The following is a 17903-nucleotide window of genomic DNA, read 5'->3' as shown; positions in this document are numbered from 1 at the left end:
GCCGAGCAGGCGCTCACTGTGCCCGCAACGCCGTCACCGGATCGACGCTCGATGCGCGGCGGGCGGGCACCCAACTCGCCAGCGCGGCGATCGCAAGCAGCCCGAGCACCGAGGCGACGAGCGTCGGCGGGTCCATCGTCGCGACGCCGAAGAGCAGCGAGCGAAGATAGCGCGCGACCACCGCGAACAACGCCAACCCCGCGACGGTTCCGCAGAGGCTCAACACAATTCCATAGCGCATCATTCCCGCGGCCATTCCGCCTGGCGACGCACCGAGCGCGATGCGAATGCCGATCTCACGCGTGCGCAGCGTGACGACATACGCGAGGACGCCGTAGAGTCCGACCGCGCCGAGCAGCAGCGTTACCACGGCGGCGGCGCCAAGGATGAGGATGATGAACGTGAGCTGCCCCGTTGCCGCGGCGACGACCGCGGGCATCGACCTGGCATCGAAGATCGGAATGGTCGGATCGATGTCGCGAATCGCGGCCCGCACGTCCGGCGCGATCGACATCGACTCGTTCTTCATGCGCACGACCAGCGCCATCGTGCGCTTGGTCTGTGAGCTCACGTTGCCGGGTTCGTACGTCTCCGGGAAGTACGCGACCTGCGACGGCGCGGCGGCGAGCGACGTGTCTCGGATGTCGTCGACGACGCCAATCACGGTATACTCACGCGCTCCAGGCAGTGGGCTGAAGCGCTTGCCCAACGCGGCGACGCCGGTCGAATCGTGCCAGAACGATCGCGCGGTGTTTCGCGAGACGATCGCTTCATCATCGCGTTGGCTGGCCATGCGCTCGAAGCCGCGGCCCGCGATCAACGGAATGCGCATCGCGCGAAAGTAGTCGGCGTTCACCGCGGTCATCAGTTGCAGCGGCGGCAACTTTTTCGTCGACGATGGATCGTCTTCGGGATAGATCGGGTTCGGATCGATACCCTTCGCGACCAAGGGCAGCCGGGATGTGAGGCCGGCCGCCTCCACGCCGGGAAGCGCGGCCACTCGATCGACGAGCCGCGAATAAAACTGCACGATCGCGGTGTCGCCCTTGTACCGTCCGACCGGCAGCGCAATCCAGAATGTCGACACGCGCCGTGCATCGAAGCCGGGCCGCACCGCGTGCAGCCGCTGGAACGTGCGCAACAACAATCCCGATCCCGCGAGCACGACGAGCGCCATTGCAATCTGCGCCGCGACCAATCCGCTGCGCACGCGCTGTTGCGTGCGCCCCGCCGTTCCACCGCGGCCGCCTTCTCGCAACGCCAGCGCTTCGCGACCGATGCGCAACGAGGGAAGCACGCTGGACGCGAGTGTCACCAACACCGCGAGCGCCAGCGTGAATGCCACGGTGCGGGCGTCGATCGACACTTCGGCAATGCGCGGAATGGCCGTCGGCGCCGCGCTGACCAGCGACCGGATCACCACCGTTGCCGCGCCGAGTCCGACGAGCGACGCCGCGACCGCGAGCACGGCGCATTCCGTCACGAAGTGCAACCGCAATCGCGCTCGTCCCGCGCCGAGCGCCTGTCGCACCGCAAGCTCGCGCTGATGCGACTCGGCACGGACGAGCGTGAGGTTCGCGACGTTCGCGCAGGCGACGAGCAGCACGAGCAGTGCCGCTGCGGCAACCATCCATAGCGTGTGCGCGACTTCACCGACGATGTCGGTCCTGAGGGGCTCGATCGTCGGCGAGGGATGCGTCTGCGCGACGATCGTGGCCGTCGCAACTCCCGGCACGAAATTCGGAAACATCTCGGGCCAGCGCGGCAGGACGCTCGCGAAATCGCGTTGCGCGTCCGCGACGGTGACACCGGGCTTGAGTCGCGCGACACCCGGATATGCGAACGCCGTTCCGGGCAAATTCGCCGGGTCGAGCTGCAGCGGAATCCACAACTGCGTCGCCGCCGACGGAAAGCGAAAACTCGCCGGCATGACGCCGACGATCTCGCGCGCGATACCGTTGACGTCGAGTTTGCGGCCGAGGATCGATCGGTTCGCGCCGAAGCGCGCGTGCCACATGCCATTGCTGATGATCACTGTCGGCGATGACCTGGGTCGATCGTCATCGGCGGTGAACGCGCGACCGACGACCGGCGCGACCTGAAGCACCGGCATGAGCGTCGCGGTAATCGATGCGCTCGGAAGTCGCTGCGGTTCGCCGGTGCCATCGGGTTCGTCGACGTTCACGTCCGCTTCGCGGTAGATGCCAATGCCGTCGATGGTATGCGTGAGTCGCTGGTAGAGAAAGTAGGTGGACCCGGTTTGTGGTTGATGCGACAACCCGAACGCAGGCATATCGTGCCAGGCGCCGACCAAGCGATCCGGATGACCGAACGGCAGCGGCCGAAGCAACACGCCGTTCACGAGCGCGAAGATGGCGACCGCGGCGCCGATGCCGATCGCGAGTGTCGATACCGCGGTGATGGTATACGCGCGCGATCGCCGCAGCGAACGCATGGCGTAGCGAACATCCTGCGCGACCGCGGCGAGCACCTGCCGCGCGCGTTCGCGACGACGCCGGCGGCGATCGACCCGCGCGAGCTCGCGTCGCGACGCACGCAGGTCGCCAAATTCGGCCTCGGCGTGTCTCCGCGCGTTGCCTTCCGATTCGCCGCGCTCGACCAACTCCCGCATGCGGCTCTCGACGTGGAACGATATCTCGTCATCGATGTCGCGCTCGATGCCGGTGCCGCGCCCGCGGCGCAGCGCGCCGGGAATGCGCAGCACGCGACGCAGGCCCGGTATGCGAGGCTCGCTCGACATCAGCGCTCACCCCACGACGTCGCGTGCAACACCAGCGACATCCCTTCCGCGTACCGCGCCAGCCGCGACGATTCGGCGCGAAGGTGTTTGCGGCCAAGCGCCGTGAGCTGATAGAACCGTGCGCGGCGATTGTTCTCGGACAATCCCCAGTCGCTCTCGACCCAGCCTTTGTCCTCCAGGCGATGCAGCGCGAGATACAGCGCGCGGTCTTCGACGGCGAGCGCGTCGCACGACGTCTCCTTGATCCACCGCGCGATGCCAAAGCCGTGACGCGGACCCCACGACAGCGTTTTGAGGATCAGTCCATCGAGCGTGCCGCGCAGCAGGTCGTCAGGTGCCTTCGCCACGGTCTTCTCCCCGGAGTAACTCCGGGGAGAAGATGCCGCGGGCGGCGCGCCGCGTCAAGGCGGACGGCACCGTGGGCACGAGCTGACGGCCTTGACTCATGACTGGACTTATCGCTGACTTATTATCTTGACCGCTTGACTAATGTCTTGACTTACTCTTTACTTATAAGATGAGCTATGTGCCGCAATTCACCATCACTGCGCGGCTCCTGTCCCTCGTCGAGACGATCGCCACGCTGCGGACCCGCATTCAAGGCGCGGCGGTGGAGCTGGCGTGGATCCCGGCCCTGCAGAAAGACACCCGCACGCGGAACGCCCACGCGTCCACGGCGATCGAAGGCAACCCGCTCTCGCTCGATCAGGTCCGCACGCTCGACGCGGGCGGCGAGCTCACGGCCTCCGACCCGCGGTCCGATCGCGAAGTCATGAACTATTTCGCCGGCCTGCGGTACGTCGAGAAGCACGCGCGCAAGAAGACCCTTCGGCACGAGGATGTCTTCCGGCTGCATCGCATCCTCGCCAGAGGGGTGATGGATCAGGGTGAGGCCGGGCGCTATCGCACGATCGGCGTTCGGGTCGGCCGCTTCACGCCGCCCGCGCCCAAGGCGGTGTCCGGCCTCATGTTCGAGCTTTTAGAATGGTGGAATATCACATCCAGAAACCTGTCGCCGGTGCTCAGCTCCGCCATCCTGCACTATCAGTTCGAGGCGATCCATCCGTTCGCCGACGGCAACGGACGCACGGGCCGCGCGCTCGCGCTCTGGGAGCTGTATCGCCGCGGATTCGACACACATCACATCTTCTCGGTCGACGAGTATTACTGGGAGAATCGGCCCGGCTACTACGCCGCGCTCGAAGCCGTCCGCCGCGAAGGCGACGACCTCACGACGTGGCTCGAGTATTCGGCCGAGGGGCGCCGGCACACGCTCGAGCGCGTGTGGCTGCGCGTGCAGGCGCTCAACGCGGCGGGACCGGCGCGCCTGGTGCTTCGGCCAAAGCAGGAGCGGCTGCTCGAGCTCCTGCGCGACCACGGCAGCATGGCGCCGTCCGAGATCTGGGCGGCGCTCGAGCTATCCAAGCAGGGCGCGATGGATCAGCTTCGGCCGCTGCTCGACGCGGGGATCATCGAAAAGATCGGCGGCAAGAAAACCGGCCGGTACACACTGCGCTCTCGTGCGACGCCGGCGTAGTGCCCTGCGCCGTCTCGTCACGATCAGAACGCTTCGCCAAATCGGAAGTAGAACGCGCCCGACGTCCTGTTCGCGAACGCATAGTCGGTTCCGACGTTCAGCCGATGTGTTTGCGAAAGGAGATACCGCAGTCCGAGGCCGCCTGACACGAGCAGATGATCTGCCGCAACGTCTCCGATCGACGGCGCGACTTCACCCGTGCCGCCGAATACGGTGCCGCCCCAGCGGCCGATCAATCGCGCGCGATACTCCGCCTGAACGGCGAACATCGCGTGATCGCGATACCGCCCGGCAACGTAGCCACGCAAGTCGTTTTGAGCACCGAACAGACAGAGTTGCCAGAGCGGTGCCGCGTCGCCGGCGCCGCACGCGGTGGCCCGAACCGCGAGCACGTCGTGCTTCTTGACGGGAATGTAATGGTTGATCCACACGTCGTACGAATTGAACGCGCGATCGCCGCCGAGCCACGTGCGCGCGTACATCAGGGCGCCTTGAGCGAATGTGCCGCTACGCGGCGAGACATCGTCGTCGCGCGTGTCCCACGAGCTCGCCGCGCCGAGAGCGGACGTCCAGACCGTGGAATCGCCGGGCATCAGCGCGTTGAATGGACCCAGGCGATCCGACGGAGCGAGACTGGCATCCACGCCGTCGATGCGATAGCGAAGACCCGCGAAGAGCGGACCGACAACGCGATGTAGCCCTTCGATGACGTCGGCGTTGCCGTCCTGCCGCAGAATCACCGAATGATCGCGGTTGCCCGCGTCGTTGCCGATGCCAAAAAACCGGTAGTCGACGTTGTACTGCGCGATGCCAAACGAGGTGTTCCAATCGCCGCGCTGAAAATACGCGCGGCCGCCGAGACTCACCATCCAACTCGAGCGCTCGGCGAGCAATCCGCCGACACCGATCGCCGAGCGCGGCGAGCCCGAGTCCATGCGGAACACCATCGCCGCCGCTCCACCGCCGCCGAGCCCGAACGTCGGACCGGCGCCGAGCACCGGAATGAACAAGACGCCGTTCATCTTGGTCGGCGACATTGCCTTGGCGTCCGTGGGTAAATCGGTCCCGGGCGTCGGATCTTGCGCGAGCGCGACGCTGGAGACCGCCGCGAGGATGAGGAGAGATCGGCCGAGTAGCATGCGGAAGAGTTGCCCCGCGCGGCACGCGTCGCCTATTGGCCCAAAGACTATCCTCTGTAGCGCGGCAGGCAGACGCTGAATTCGGCGACGGTCGACGTATCGCCGCCGTGCATGATGGCGGCGCCGCCGTGCGCTTCGACGGTGCGCCGCGCGAGCGCCATGCTCACGCCCGCCCAATCCACACCGTCGCGCCGCGCGCGAACGAACGGCTCGAAGGCTGTTCCGCGCTGGTCGTGCGTCATCTCGTTATCGTCGAAACGTACGCGGAGCTCGACCCAATGCTCGTCGGCGACGACGCGTGCCGCCACCGTGCCGTGGGTGCCGCTGAACTTGACGGCGGTCGTTAGAATACTCGTAAGTGCGCTCGTGAGCGCCGTCGTATTCCCGACGACGAGTACCTGGTCGCGCACGGGCTCGACGGTGAAGGTGGTCGCGCGGGTGTCGGCGAACTTGGCGAGCGCTTGCAGCGCGGACGCCAGCAGGTCGCTCGCGTCGATGACTTCCCACACATCGTGGAGCTCGAGCGGCGGCGCCACGAACGTCGCGAGATCGCGCAGAAACACAGCGATCTGATTCACCTGCCGATCGATGACCGCGCAGGCTTCGGTGACGTCGTTCGGGTCGTCGCGGTGACGACGGATGACGGCGGTTTCGCCGCGAACCACCGTCAGCGGATTTCGGAGCTCGTGCGCGATCGTCGCGAGCAGATCGGCGATCGGCAGGGCGCCGACCGGGGATCGATACGTCGCGGGAACGAAGGTCGACGTCGGCGTACGCGGCGGAGAGAACCCACGCGACTCCGGACTCCGGGGACGTTCGGCGAGATGCTGGTGCTGATGCTGATGACTTCGCATTCGCCACGATACGCGACCGTACGATTCGGCGTCACCGAATCTTACCGGAGTCCAACTCCCCGTAAAACTACTGATGGCGGTCGATCGCGGGCTTTGCCGGTGTCGTGTCCGCCGCGAGTCCGGTACGAAACGCGTATTGGATGAGCTCCGCGGTCGAGGAAACGCCGAGGGACTCCATCATCTCGTACTTGTGCGATTCGACGGTGCGAACGGAGACGCCGAGCGTCACGGCGATCTCCTTCATGCGCTTGCCGCGTGCGATGAGGCGCAACACGTCGCGCTGCCGCGGTGTCACTCCGCGCGAACGCGTCTCGTCGGAGCGCCGGCGCGGGGCCGCGAGCTCGGTCATCACGTCGCGGCTGAGCAGCGGGCTTACATATGATTGGCCTTTTACAATTTGTTGAATCGCCAGAATCAACTCGGCGCCGGCCGAGCTCTTGAGTAGGTAGCCCGCGACGCCGGCGCGAAACGCTTCGGCGGCAATCTCGGGATCATCGTGCATCGTGAGTACGATGATCTGGCTTGGGATGTGTTCGGCGCGCAGCTGGCGCGCGGCCTCGAGCCCGCTCAGGCGCGGCATACTGAGGTCGGTGACGATGATATCCGGCCGAAGCGTTCGCGCGGCGGCGAGAAGATCCATGCCGTCGGCGACAACCGCCAGGACGTCAAAGTCGTCTTTGAGGATGCTCGCCAGACCTTCGGTGACGATGGGGTGATCGTCAGCCAGGAGAACGGTCGGTCGCGCCATTAGCCGGGAACGGAGGGGTTAAACTGGGCTGAGACGACGGAACGCTGACCTCAATCCGTGTTCCGCCCCTTGGCTGCGACGCCACGTGAAAGGTACCCCGCAAGAAGCGAACGCGCTCATCGAGACTGAGCAGCCCCAGCCCGTCGCCGGCCCCGATGGTGCTCGTGTCGAATCCGATGCCATTGTCGGCGATCGACATCTCCACGGCCGGTCCTCGCCGGGCGATGGAGACGTTCACCTCGGTCGCACGTGCGTGCCGCGCAGTGTTCCTCAGGCATTCCTGGGCCACTCTATAGATGCAGAGCGCAACGTCGCCGGGCAGTGACTCGAAGTTGCCTTCCGTCTCGAGCTCGATGACGAGGTTGTAATTCCGTCGGGCATCTCCGCACAACGACCGAATGGCGGCCCCGAGTCCGGCGTGCTGGAGCACACCGGAGTGCAACTGGTGGGACAGTTGCCGCACGTCGAGGGCGAGGCTCGCCGCCCGGTCCTGGAGCGCCGCGATTTCGTGCACGAGCTCAGGCGACTCCCGCGGCATTCGGTTCCACACGTGAGTCAGGCCGATGGCGAGTGCGGCGATCTTCTGATTGATGTCGTCGTGGAGTTCGCGGCCAATGCGGGCGCGCTCCGTCTCCTGCGCCGTGATCAGTCGAGCGGCGAGGTGATGAATGCGCTCGGAGCTGGCGCGAAGCTCGGCCAGCAGAACTTCGGTTGAACGCTCGGTGTGTCGGCGGAGCCAGCGCTGGCGAGCCAAGCCGGTGATGACGAGGGCCTGGACCAGCACGACGACGAGAATCGACGCGATCAACAGTCGCGGCTCCATCGCTGCACGCGGCGAGAGCGCGACTGAGGCGAATCGTACTCAGTCGGCCGCCGGAGGTCGTGGGGGCCTTCGGCATCGTGCTGCATACCTGAGTGTAAACCGCGAGCGGACAATCGCTAGACTCCGGCCGCCCACGGGCTCGCGTCTTAGTCATGCGTCCAACGTCTACTGCTCGATACGGCACACAGATGGAGATCGTTCGAGTGTGCTCAACTCGGCGGATCCATGCCAGCCAACTCATGCGGCTTACGGAGCTTATACCACGCGCGGTGCATTGCGTGCGCGGCAACCTTGGCGGCCGCAGTCGGTGCGACCGCGTGCGAGCCGACCAACCCGCTGGCCACGGATCTCGGCGGCGTCGTGCTCACGCTCGTGGACAGCGGCCAGGCGCTCGGGAGCGCGCGCACGTTCGCCGTGCCGGACACGATCGTCGACGTGCCGGTGAACTCCACGGCGATCGACCATTCGTTCGACCACCAGGTCATCGCCGACGTTCGCCGCCACTTCGTATCGCTCGGCTGGCGTGACGTCTCGAACGACTCCGGGGCTCGGCCGGACGTGGTGGTGCTCGTCGCCGCGTCGCAGCGCACCGAAACGGGGGTCGCGTACTTCGACTGGTTCGGCGCGTGGGGGTACTTGCCGTATTGGGGCCCCACCGTCGACGCCTCGTGGGTGTGGGGCGTTCCGGGCGCCGCCCTTCCCTATGCGTACCAGGCGGGGACGGTGCTGATCACAATGCTCGACCTGCGCGAGCAACGCACCGACTCGAAGAGCATTCCGCTGCTCTGGGCGGCGACGCTCGACGGCATCGTCACCTCGACCAACGGCACCGCGGACCGCGTGGTGCGGGGCGTCGACCAGGCCTTTCAACAATCTCCGTACTTGAGGGTTCCGTGATATGAAACCATCCTGGCGTGCGCCGGCGATAGCTGCCGCGGTTTCCGCGATTCTCGGGTCTCGCGCCGCGGCGCAGAATCCCCAGACATCGTCCGAGGGTCCGTCATTCACGAGCATCGGCACGTACGCGATCGCCTTTCCGGTCGGTGACACGCACCGGTTCGTGCCGAACGTGAGTTGGTTCGGCGCCGGGTGGGAAGGTCAGTGGCTCGTGCGCCCATATACGGCGGCCGGCGCGGCGATCACCGTCAACGACTTTTTCGATGCGACGCATGGAACGACGACCTTTCCCTCCGGAGCGGCGACGGGTTTTCAGAATCGCGAGTTGTTGGTCGTGACGGTGATGGGCACCGGCCGCTGGAATCCGCACCATCTGCTTGGACGCGGCGGTTGGCTTGGCCTTGGCGCCGGCGGTGAATACGTGCAGCAGAACTATCAGCTTGGAGTGAATTCGTCGTTCGCGCGGAATGGCATGCATTTCGTTCTCGCTCCGGACATCGGCGTCACGACGCCCATCTTCGACGACGTCGACCTCGTGTTCAGCGCGCGGTACACCGGCGCCACCGCCGCCGGCAGCTATCTGGGAGGCGGTTCGCGGCGGTTTGGGTTCGTGACGTTCAGCATTGGAATGTCCGAGCACTGACCACTGACCGGGCGGAGCGAGCAGACCACGGAACACTTCTGAGCTCACGGATCGGCACGGAGACGGCGTCAACCGCAGTGAACGGATGTCGATGGGCGTTTCTTGGAACACCTTCAGGATGCTCCGATTCGCGAGGCATCCCGAGGGTGTTATTATAGTTCTTGGATAGCCGTTGACTGTGGCTCACGCCGTCTCCGTGCCTGTCCGCTGTTGTCCGCCGTTTGTCCGTGGTCATTTTTGGCACGGACAACATCCGGACGTTCACGGACAGGCACGGAGACGGCGGATGAATGGCGTTTGAAGTTCAGGGACTCTTTTTTTAGAACACCCTCGGGATGCCTCCGATTCGCGAAGCATCCCGAAGGTGTTCTTAAGAAATACTCAACAGCAGTCAACCGCAGTTCACGCCGTCTCCGTGCCTGTCCACGTTCGTCGGACGTTCGTCCGCGTGGTCACTTCGGTGGCCCCAGCTGCCCAGCGGCCACCCCAGTCCTCGACACCGCGTACGGATTCCCGCCGAGCGCCGCCGAGATGTCGGCGATCGCGCGCTGGGCCCGAACGCTGTTCCCCGCCTCATCGAGCGGCGGTGAGATCACCGCGATGCCCCAGTTGCCTGGTGAGACCGCGATCAATCCGCCGCCGACGCCGCTCTTCGCCGGCAAGCCGGTCTTGAAGAGCCACTGGCCGGAGTCGTCGTACAGACCGGCCGTCGCCATGACGGCGAGCAGACCGGGAATGTGTTGCGTGTCCAGAACGCGCATCTTCGTGAGCGGATTGACGCCGTTGTTCGCGATCGTCGCGGCCATGATCGCCAGATCCCGCGCGTTCACGCCGACCGAGCACTGACGCGTATAGATGTCGGTCGCCTGATCGGCATTCGCCGAGATGTGGCCGTACGCGAGCATCAACGCGCCGATCGCGCGATTGCGCTGGTTCGTTGCGGCCTCAGACTGGTACACATCCTCGAGCACGCGGAGATTCCGCCCGGCGAAACCGTTGTACGTGTCGGCGATACGGCTCCAGATCTCGCTCGCGTTGGCGCCGCCAACCATGCTCGTGGCGGTGATCGCGCCAGGATTCACGAACGGGTTCTGCTCGAAGCCCTTCTTCTGCTCGATCGCGACGATCGAATTGAACGGCTGACCGGTGGCATCGACCCCGATGTTCTTGACGATCGCGGCTTCGCCCGAATCCTGGAGAACGCGCGCCAGCGTAAACACCTTCGAGATCGACTGAATGGAGACTTCGGTCTTGAGATCGCCAACGGTGTACGCCTGCCCGTCGGCCGTGACGAGTGCAATGCCGAACAGGTTCGGATCGACCTTCGCGAGCGCCGGGATATAGTCGGCGTTCTTTCCTTCCTGCAGTGTCTTGTACTTCTCGTATGCGGCGTTGAGCGCGCGTTGAATGTCCGCTGCGCTCGGCGTCGTCCCTTGTTGCGCGACCGTCCGCGTACTTTGCGCGATCGCGGCCGTGGGCGGCGCGACGACGACACCGCCCAAGCCGGTGAGAATCGAGGCGACGGCGACGCGGCGCACCAGGCGCGACACGCGGCTGTTTCGAATGCTGCTCATCATTTGCCTCCGAGGTCCTGCGAGAAACTGTACTTGAACGAGAACTGCAACCGGTGATCGGCGAACGTCCATCCGTCCGCGACGTTCTTGCGCCAGCCGTACTGGTATTCGCCGCCCATCATGACGCCGGTGACGGGGGTCCACAGCAGATTCACGATGGCGTACTGACCGTTGTGATACGCGGTCACCGCCTGCGCGTTGCTGTTGTCGATGTTCACCATCGACCACCCGAGCGAGGTGCTCACGCGCGGATTCCAGTTGTGATCGATGAACGTGGAGGCGCCGAAGATCGGCAGCGCTTCGCCGGTGAGCGGCGTGCGGAGATTGCCGGTATTGAACTTGGCACCGACGTCCGACGGTGCGTCGTTGAAATAGTTCTGAATGCCCGCGCCGTACGTGAACTGCAGGCGAATCACGTCCTGGCCCAGGAACTTGATGTTGGAGCTGAGATTGGTGCCCCAGCCGGTCACCCGGCCGCTCAGGTCGAACGTATCGACAGGCACCTGATCCCAACGAATGTCGCGCAGCATGCCGGCAACGCGGACGTAGCCCCAGTTGGCGCCGTACTTGAAGCCCGCCGAGAGATCGGGGAGCGGGTAGCGGGGTGTGACGTTCTGCAGCTCGATGCGATTCGCGAAATTGCCGGCGTCGGCGCTCGCGCCCGGATTCTCGAGGGCGATGCGGAGATGCATCTTGTCGTTGTCGATCGGCTTCCAGTACACCTGCACGTTCCGGAAGAACAGCATGCCGTTCGGCCCCCAGTAGTCGAGAATGTTCGGGAAGACGTCGAGGTCCATGAACGCGCTCTCGAGCTGGCCGCCGCCGATGCCGTGCCACTCGCCGTAGGCGTGCCGCAGGCGGATGGTCGTCTGGCCGGCATCGCGGCCGACCCCGAACATGTCGAAATCAAAGTTTACGAATACGTCGCCGCGTCGCGTTGGAATGGTCGCCTTCGCGCCGAACCGGCTTTGCCGGGCGCTCAGGTACGAGTGGCCGTTTCTTCCGAGGTCGTCCGGACCGGACGGCAGCCTGGACGGCCGGTTGACGTCGAACCAGTTCGGGTCGTTGCGCTTGAAGTCGGCGATGTAGTCGGCCTGGCCGAAGCCGTAGAGCGTGACCTTGGGCGTCGAGTCCGGCGGCGTCTGGGAGCCGGCGTAGTGGGCCGCGAGCGCGAGCTGCGCCACGACCGCGCCCGCCACGATCGCGGTCCGTGCCAGCCGACTCACGACGAGCCGCCGCCTTTCCTGTTTCCTCATATCACTATCCTCATTACGGATGCGCGGCTTCCCATGCGCGGACGGAGCGCCGGGCCGCGTCGAACAGCCGCTCGTAGTTGCCGACGCGGACCTTGGCGCGAGCGTCCGGGGTCAGCGCCGCCCACAGTGGGCCATACAGGGTGTCGGTGGTGAGGTAGGACGCCGCGTCGGTGGGTGCGACGGCGTCGGTGCCGAAGAGAAATCGATCGGGGTAACGATTGATGAGATCCGCCGCGATGCGAATCGTTTCAGGGGACGCGACGAGATACTTCGCCACGACGTCCCAGGAGATGTCGAAGTAGAGATGTTCGAACGCCGGATCCGACAGCATCGCGGCCAACACCAGGGCGTGATTCCTGACGGGCCGCACGATGCGACCCACGCCCGTGTGCGCCCAGATGATCGTGGTGTTCGGGTGCCGGCGCACCACGGCCTTCATCTCCTCGAGATACGCCGGCTTCGCGGTATCCGCGGGAAACGGCACGTCCATGTCGTTGTGCACGAGCGCGATGAGGCCGGCCTCACCCGCGAATGACAGAATGCTGTCGAGCGCCGGATCCATCAGGCTCGCCGGGCCTGGGCGCGTCTTCTCCCCAACGAATTCCTTGTGGATCGTGAACTCGCCGATGCCCGAGAACACCCCGGGATACATTCGCAGCACGCGGCGAATGTGATCGACGCCGTACATGTCGCCGGGATTGAAGCCGGTGATCATCGGGTCGAACCGCGCGCGATCGGCCGCGCTCAACGACAGATACTCCGATGCGATCACCGCGTCGACGAACGAGTAGTAGTAGAGCGGTGCGTCCGAGTGCAGGTAGTACGTCGGTGCGTCGTCTCCGGTGACCGAGTGCATCCACTCCTGCTGCAGCGGAATGCCGAACACCGCCACCCGCCCGATGGTGTCGCCCATCAGCTTTAGAAATTGCTGAAGCGTCGGACCACGCTGGACGTAGTTCGTCAGGTGAAAGTGCGTGTCGTTCAACGTGACACGGTTCGCGGCGGCTTGCGCGCCGGCGGAATGCACGGTGCACACGACTGCCATGAATGACGCGCACGCGGCGACTGAGCGCATGGACAGGCCCGAGGCGAAAGACGGACGGTTCAGTAACACGGCGCCCAAGTTCTCGCCGAGCGCGCGAATCGCGGTATTGGTCGAAAGTCGGATGGCCCGAAGTCCGACGCCGACGAATCATGCGAGCTCGATCACCTTCTCCACGCAGTTAACTCCTTTGGAGCTCGCGATGCCTGGTGTCCGAACACTGCGCGCTGCGGCGCGTCGTACCGCTTGCGCCGCGGCGTGTGTCGCGCTGTCCGCGACCGCCGCACGCGCCCAGGATGCCGACCCACGCCCGCAGACGGCCGACTCGTCGCTGCGCTTTCCGAATACCACGGCGGGCGAATTCACGCCGGCCACCGGCTTCGACATCGTCAAGACGCCGCGCGGAACGCTCAACATCTCGATGTACGGACTGTTCCGATACCTGAACCAGATGCCCGCGGGGCAAACGTTCACCGATCATCTCGGTCGCGTACGCGACGTCGATCCACGCAACGACATCAACTGGCATCGCACGATGATCTGGCTGACCGGCTTTTTCTGGGACCCGAAATTTCGTTACAACATCACGAGCTGGTCGCTCGGCGCCACGCAACAGACGTTGATCTTTGGCAACGTACAGTATCTGGCATCGAAGGCATTCATCATCGGTGTCGGCATTCTTCCCACGTTGACCGCGCGATCGATGCAGGGGTCGTGGCCGTACTGGGCGGGGTCCGATCGGCAGATGTCGGAGGAGTTCTTTCGCGGCGGATTCTCTTCGGGCGCATTCATCACCGGCGAGATCGTGCCGCGGCTCACCTACTCGCTCTCCGTCAACAACAACCTCAGCCAGCTCGGCGTGACGCAGTCGAACGACACGCGCGACATGGCGTACAGTGGCAGTCTCCGCTGGCAGCCGACCACAGGCGAGTTCGGTCCGCGCAACGGCTTCGGTGATTTTGAAAACCATACGCGTTTCGCGACTCAATTCGGCATCTCGGCGTGCCAATCGCGAGAGAGCCGCTACGCCCCGCTCGGATCGCCCCCCAACGCAACGCAGATCAAGCTCTCGGACGGCGTCAATCCATTCGAGGAAGGAGCACTCGCCGACGACGTCACCGTGCAGACGCTCGACTACCACGAGCTGGCGCTCGACGCCGGCGTGAAGTTCCACGGCTTCTCGTTTCAGAGCGAGTACTACTTCCGGACACTCGACCATTTTATCGCGACGGGTCCGCTCCCTCTCAAATCGATCTACGACCACGGCTTCATGGCCGAGGCGTCGTACATGGTGCTGCCGAAATCGCTGGCCGCGTACACGACCAGCGGATATGTGTTCGACCAGTTCAAGCGGCATCCGTGGGAGCTGGGCGGCGGTCTCAATTACTACCCGTCGGGCACGCGAAGCTGGCGCGTGAATGCGCATGTGCTGCACATCAACAAGTCGCCGGCAAGCTCGTTCTTCGGCTATTACCTCGCCGGCCAGACGGGGACGATCTTCTCACTCGGCGTGGACATTCTGCTTTGATCGTCGCTCGGACCGCGCTGCTCACCGGCGTGCTCGCGTTGGCCGCCGGGATGACGCCGGCGGTCCGCGCACAAACGTCGACGTCGGAGCTCTGGCCGGAAGTTGACGTCTATTGGCAGCCCGCGGTGCATCAGCGTACGATGCTCGAGCTGTCCGCATCGACGGAGCAAGAGGGCCCGAAACGCGAAGCGACTGTCGGCCTGTATCAGGATTACCTGCGACTGCCTGACGGATATTTTCGCGGCGGATTCCGATACACCTTCAGCACGCGCGACGCGAGCTACCGCGAGTCGCGCGTCGTCGGCGAGGCGACGTTCGCCGCGTACTCGCCGCCGTTCGCGCGCTTCGTCAGCCGCAGCCGCATCGAGCTGCGATACGTGAATGGAGCATATTCGTATCGCCTGCGCGAACGCATTCACGTACAGCGCTGGTCGCTCGCGCCCAAGGGGCCGTGGTGGGCGCCGTACGGCACCGTGGAAGCGTATTACGACTCTCGCTACAACACGATCGCGCGGCTTGGCGGTCGAGTCGGCACCGAGCTGCGTGTTCGTGGCCCGATATCGTCGGACGTGTACGTGGCGCGACAAAGCAATTCGCGTGGTGAGCCGCACAACGTCAACGCGCTTGGGTTGACTCTTCGGTTGAATTACTGAGACGGCGCTCCATTCACTCCGCGGCCGTCAAGCGATGGGCGACCGAGAGACGCCCATCTTGATGGCTTCGGCGAGTCGTGTGCGCACCGCCTCGGCGGTCCGTGCGCGAATGCCATCGCAAATGCGCGCGCGCACGATCTCGGCCAACTCGTAGTGGATGCTGTCGGCGAGCCGCTCGACATCGATGACGTCGCGCGCCGCCTGATGCGCGATCGCGCCCCGAATGGCGCCGCTCAGTCGCTCTCTCAACACGTCCTCGAGGTTGGTCCGCACCGTCGTCTCGATGCGTTCGCGCAAGCCATCCATCAACTGCTCTCGCACCGCGTCCGCGATCGGCCGCTCGATCGTCTGCGCCAGGCGATCCAACGTGGCCGCGACGCCGAGCCGGCCGTGCGCCGTCGCACGTGGTTGCGCGGCGTCGCCGTTCTCCACCGCGCGTCGGAACGATTCAGCCAACCGATCGCCGTTTCGCTCGCCTGTCGCCTCGTGCAAGCTGTTGGCGACGATGCAGCGAAAGCGCTCCATCACGCCGCGTAGCACGCGATCGTGCAGCGCCTGCTCCACCGCTTCGCCGAGCAACGCCGCGGTTCGCTCGCCCGCTTCGTCACTTGCCGCCGCATGCTCGGACGCTTTCAGCTGAAAATCCTCATCGAGCCGCTCACGCGCGACTTGGGCAACGCGACTGCGAATGACATGCCGCAGCCCATCGCGCAGCCGCTGGCGCACCGCTTTCTCGGCGGCGCCATACAATCGTTCGGCCAACTCGTCGATCGCGTCTGCGTCAAGCGGTTTCGGGAGCCCGGCGACGTTGATCGCCGCGTGAAGCGCATTGGGCAGCCGCTCGCGCAGAATCAGCGGAACGCCCTCGCCGAGGACGTCGCGTGCGCGATCCTCGATCGCATCGCTCAGACGCACGTTCAGCAGGTTCATCGCGACGATGGCATTGGCGCCGTGCCCCCCGGCGTCGCGCAACGCATCGCGGAGATCGCGCGCCAGCCGCGCGCGCAGCACGTCGCGAAGCCCCTCGCTCACACCGCGCTCGAGCTGATGCACCGCTCGCTCGGCGATACGTTCGGGGACAAGCGCATCGCGGAGGGCGTCGCTGACGTCGCGCAGCACGCGCGCCGAATCCGGCTGTTCCAGTCGTTGAATCATGGCGCCGACGATACCGCTTCGTACGCGAACCGTTGATCGGACGAACGTCCAATAACCTGCGCCTCACGTGCGCCGTAGTGTGTGCCCATGCCGCCGGTGTTACTGTTCGAGTCCAACACGCCGAGCAAGTCCGGGGGTGACGGCGAGTACGTCGTTGGTTCGATTCGTGTAACACCGGCGGTTGTTCCATGACGCGCGGCAGACGTCGCGCGGCCCGGTACGCGGTGCTGGCGGCGATCGTGACGTGGCTCCCGATCGTCATTCTGAGCATCGCCGCGCCCAGCGAGCCGTCCGGAGCAGCGCTGCTGCGCGATCAGATTGCCGCCGCCGTGCGCTGCCTCGTGTGCGTGCCGCTCTTCGTGCTCGCGAACGAGCTGTGCATGCCCCGGTTGTGGCGGATCATCGACATTTTCTCGAGAAGCGGCATCGTCGGCGACCGCGAGCGGTTCGACCGCGCCGCCGCGCGCGCGCGATACTCGATGGACTCGACATTCGGCAAGGTCGTTGCGGTGATCGCTGCATACATCGCGAGCGCTGCTGTTGGATTGGCTTTCCCGATGGAGCGTCTCGCCGATTGGCATGTCAACTCTTCAGCCGCGCTCGGGTTTTCTCCGGCGGGCTGGTGGCACGTCCTCGTCAGCCTGCCGGTGCTGTTCGCGCTGGCGTTTCATTGGATGTGGCGCATCGCCGCGTGGGGCATGCTCCTGTGCCGCATCGCGCGCTGCGATCTTCATCTGGTCGCGGCCCATCCCGACGGGAACGGCGGCATCGCGTTCGTCGGGCGGTCGGTCGGCGCGTTTGTTTCGGTCGGACTGGGCTTCTCCGCGATCGCGGCCGGGCGATCGGCGCAAGTCATCGCCGAGGCGGGCCGGTTGACGATGTCGCAAACGTATTTCGACGTCGGGTACGTAGTCGTGATCATCGCGCTCTTCGTTGCCCCGCTCCTGGTCTTCACGCCGGCGCTCGTCCTGACCGGCCGCCGCGGCAGCGTGATGTACGGCTCGTTCGCGCGCCGCATGGGGGCGGCGTTCGAGCAGAAGTGGCTGATCGACGAGAGTCGACCCATCGAAGATCGGGTATTCGGCGTCACGGATTTTTCCGCGATGACGGATCTTTATTCAATCACTTTAAATGCACGCAAGGTGCATGTCGTGCCGGTGAGCCGCCGGGATCTGATGTCGCTGGCGGTCGGCCTCGTGATTCCTTTCCTGCCGGTCGTCTTCCTCGTGGTGCCGGCGGCCACGATCCTGAAGCAGGTTGTCGGGCTGCTCTTCTGAGGGCAAGACGCATCCC

Annotated in this window: 16 protein-coding genes; 6 read left to right on the top strand and 10 right to left on the bottom strand. The window is 65.2% G+C overall.

Going from position 1 to position 17903, the window contains the following annotated elements; genetic code table 11:
* Window positions 1-13 precede the first annotated feature (13 nt).
* Window positions 14-2761 (bottom strand): ABC transporter permease, encoded by a 2748-nt coding sequence (locus tag VN706_04175; protein ID HXT14800.1) that lies wholly within the window; start codon window positions 2759-2761, stop codon window positions 14-16.
* A complete protein-coding gene (locus tag VN706_04170; protein HXT14799.1) occupies window positions 2761-3108 on the bottom strand; it encodes a PadR family transcriptional regulator in 348 nt (115 codons plus the stop codon). The genes VN706_04175 and VN706_04170 overlap by 1 nt, the downstream gene beginning before the upstream one ends.
* Before the next feature lie 170 nt (window positions 3109-3278).
* Here VN706_04170 and VN706_04165 point away from each other — a divergent pair, with 170 nt between their 5' ends.
* Window positions 3279-4298, top strand: a complete 1020-nt coding sequence (locus VN706_04165; GenBank protein ID HXT14798.1) for a Fic family protein — start codon at window positions 3279-3281, stop codon at window positions 4296-4298.
* Window positions 4299-4321: 23 nt separating this feature from the next.
* Here VN706_04165 and VN706_04160 read toward each other — a convergent pair whose 3' ends face one another.
* The 4 genes from VN706_04160 to VN706_04145 form a co-directional block, all read right to left on the bottom strand.
* On the bottom strand, window positions 4322-5437 hold the full coding sequence (locus VN706_04160; protein HXT14797.1) for a BamA/TamA family outer membrane protein: 1116 nt from the start codon (window positions 5435-5437) through the stop codon (window positions 4322-4324).
* 47 nt (window positions 5438-5484) lie between these two features.
* Window positions 5485-6291: a HAMP domain-containing sensor histidine kinase gene (locus VN706_04155; GenBank protein ID HXT14796.1), complete on the bottom strand. Its 807-nt coding sequence runs from the start codon at window positions 6289-6291 to the stop codon at window positions 5485-5487.
* Window positions 6292-6358: 67 nt separating this feature from the next.
* On the bottom strand, window positions 6359-7039 hold the full coding sequence (locus tag VN706_04150; GenBank protein ID HXT14795.1) for a response regulator transcription factor: 681 nt from the start codon (window positions 7037-7039) through the stop codon (window positions 6359-6361).
* On the bottom strand, window positions 7011-7862 hold the full coding sequence (locus tag VN706_04145) for a sensor histidine kinase (GenBank protein ID HXT14794.1): 852 nt from the start codon (window positions 7860-7862) through the stop codon (window positions 7011-7013). Before VN706_04145 ends, VN706_04150 begins: the two co-directional genes overlap by 29 nt.
* 291 nt (window positions 7863-8153) lie before the next feature.
* Here VN706_04145 and VN706_04140 point away from each other — a divergent pair, with 291 nt between their 5' ends.
* Both VN706_04140 and VN706_04135 read left to right on the top strand, forming a co-directional pair.
* Window positions 8154-8759 carry a DUF4136 domain-containing protein gene (locus VN706_04140; GenBank protein ID HXT14793.1) on the top strand — a complete coding sequence of 202 codons (606 nt, stop codon included), beginning with the start codon at window positions 8154-8156 and terminating at the stop codon, window positions 8757-8759.
* Window position 8760: 1 nt separating this feature from the next.
* A complete protein-coding gene (locus VN706_04135) occupies window positions 8761-9402 on the top strand; it encodes a hypothetical protein (protein ID HXT14792.1) in 642 nt (213 codons plus the stop codon).
* Between the two features lie 452 nt (window positions 9403-9854).
* Here the strand turns inward: VN706_04135 and glsA are convergent, their stop codons facing one another.
* From glsA to VN706_04120, 3 genes are read right to left on the bottom strand one after another with little or no spacing between them, the layout of a single operon-like run.
* Window positions 9855-10976 carry a glutaminase A gene (gene glsA / locus VN706_04130; protein ID HXT14791.1) on the bottom strand — a complete coding sequence of 374 codons (1122 nt, stop codon included), beginning with the start codon at window positions 10974-10976 and terminating at the stop codon, window positions 9855-9857.
* Entirely contained in the window at window positions 10976-12232 is a 1257-nt protein-coding gene (locus VN706_04125) for a DcaP family trimeric outer membrane transporter (GenBank protein HXT14790.1), read from the bottom strand. Before VN706_04125 ends, glsA begins: the two co-directional genes overlap by 1 nt.
* A 13-nt stretch (window positions 12233-12245) precedes the next feature.
* Entirely contained in the window at window positions 12246-13307 is a 1062-nt protein-coding gene (locus VN706_04120; GenBank protein ID HXT14789.1) for an amidohydrolase family protein, read from the bottom strand.
* Between the two features lie 169 nt (window positions 13308-13476).
* Here VN706_04120 and VN706_04115 point away from each other — a divergent pair, with 169 nt between their 5' ends.
* Window positions 13477-14802, top strand: coding sequence for a hypothetical protein (locus VN706_04115; protein ID HXT14788.1), 1326 nt, complete (start codon window positions 13477-13479; stop codon window positions 14800-14802).
* On the top strand, window positions 14799-15455 hold the full coding sequence (locus VN706_04110; protein ID HXT14787.1) for a hypothetical protein: 657 nt from the start codon (window positions 14799-14801) through the stop codon (window positions 15453-15455). The genes VN706_04115 and VN706_04110 overlap by 4 nt, the downstream gene beginning before the upstream one ends.
* Before the next feature lie 27 nt (window positions 15456-15482).
* Here VN706_04110 and VN706_04105 read toward each other — a convergent pair whose 3' ends face one another.
* Window positions 15483-16610, bottom strand: a complete 1128-nt coding sequence (locus VN706_04105; GenBank protein HXT14786.1) for a hypothetical protein — start codon at window positions 16608-16610, stop codon at window positions 15483-15485.
* A gap of 188 nt (window positions 16611-16798) precedes the next feature.
* Here VN706_04105 and VN706_04100 point away from each other — a divergent pair, with 188 nt between their 5' ends.
* Window positions 16799-17887, top strand: coding sequence for a hypothetical protein (locus VN706_04100; GenBank protein ID HXT14785.1), 1089 nt, complete (start codon window positions 16799-16801; stop codon window positions 17885-17887).
* Window positions 17888-17903: the final 16 nt, after the last annotated feature.

This window comes from Gemmatimonadaceae bacterium, assembly GCA_035606695.1.
Lineage (GTDB): Bacteria > Gemmatimonadota > Gemmatimonadetes > Gemmatimonadales > Gemmatimonadaceae > JAQBQB01.
This window is presented reverse-complemented; position numbering and strand designations above follow the sequence as displayed.

Excerpts from the sequence above, each read along its gene's own strand:
- VN706_04120 (HXT14789.1), bottom strand. The coding sequence starts at position 13,307 with ATGCGCTCAGTCGCCGCGTGCGCGTCATTCATGGCAGTCGTGTGCACC.
- VN706_04135 (HXT14792.1), top strand. The coding sequence starts at position 8,761 with ATGAAACCATCCTGGCGTGCGCCGGCGATAGCTGCCGCGGTTTCCGCG.
- VN706_04150 (HXT14795.1), bottom strand. The coding sequence starts at position 7,039 with ATGGCGCGACCGACCGTTCTCCTGGCTGACGATCACCCCATCGTCACC.
- VN706_04155 (HXT14796.1), bottom strand. The coding sequence starts at position 6,291 with ATGCGAAGTCATCAGCATCAGCACCAGCATCTCGCCGAACGTCCCCGG.
- glsA (HXT14791.1), bottom strand. The coding sequence starts at position 10,976 with ATGAGCAGCATTCGAAACAGCCGCGTGTCGCGCCTGGTGCGCCGCGTC.
- VN706_04125 (HXT14790.1), bottom strand. The coding sequence starts at position 12,232 with ATGAGGAAACAGGAAAGGCGGCGGCTCGTCGTGAGTCGGCTGGCACGG.
- VN706_04165 (HXT14798.1), top strand. The coding sequence starts at position 3,279 with ATGAGCTATGTGCCGCAATTCACCATCACTGCGCGGCTCCTGTCCCTC.
- VN706_04115 (HXT14788.1), top strand. The coding sequence starts at position 13,477 with ATGCCTGGTGTCCGAACACTGCGCGCTGCGGCGCGTCGTACCGCTTGC.
- VN706_04105 (HXT14786.1), bottom strand. The coding sequence starts at position 16,610 with ATGATTCAACGACTGGAACAGCCGGATTCGGCGCGCGTGCTGCGCGAC.
- VN706_04160 (HXT14797.1), bottom strand. The coding sequence starts at position 5,437 with ATGCTACTCGGCCGATCTCTCCTCATCCTCGCGGCGGTCTCCAGCGTC.
- VN706_04145 (HXT14794.1), bottom strand. The coding sequence starts at position 7,862 with ATGGAGCCGCGACTGTTGATCGCGTCGATTCTCGTCGTCGTGCTGGTC.
- VN706_04100 (HXT14785.1), top strand. The coding sequence starts at position 16,799 with ATGACGCGCGGCAGACGTCGCGCGGCCCGGTACGCGGTGCTGGCGGCG.
- VN706_04175 (HXT14800.1), bottom strand. The coding sequence starts at position 2,761 with ATGTCGAGCGAGCCTCGCATACCGGGCCTGCGTCGCGTGCTGCGCATT.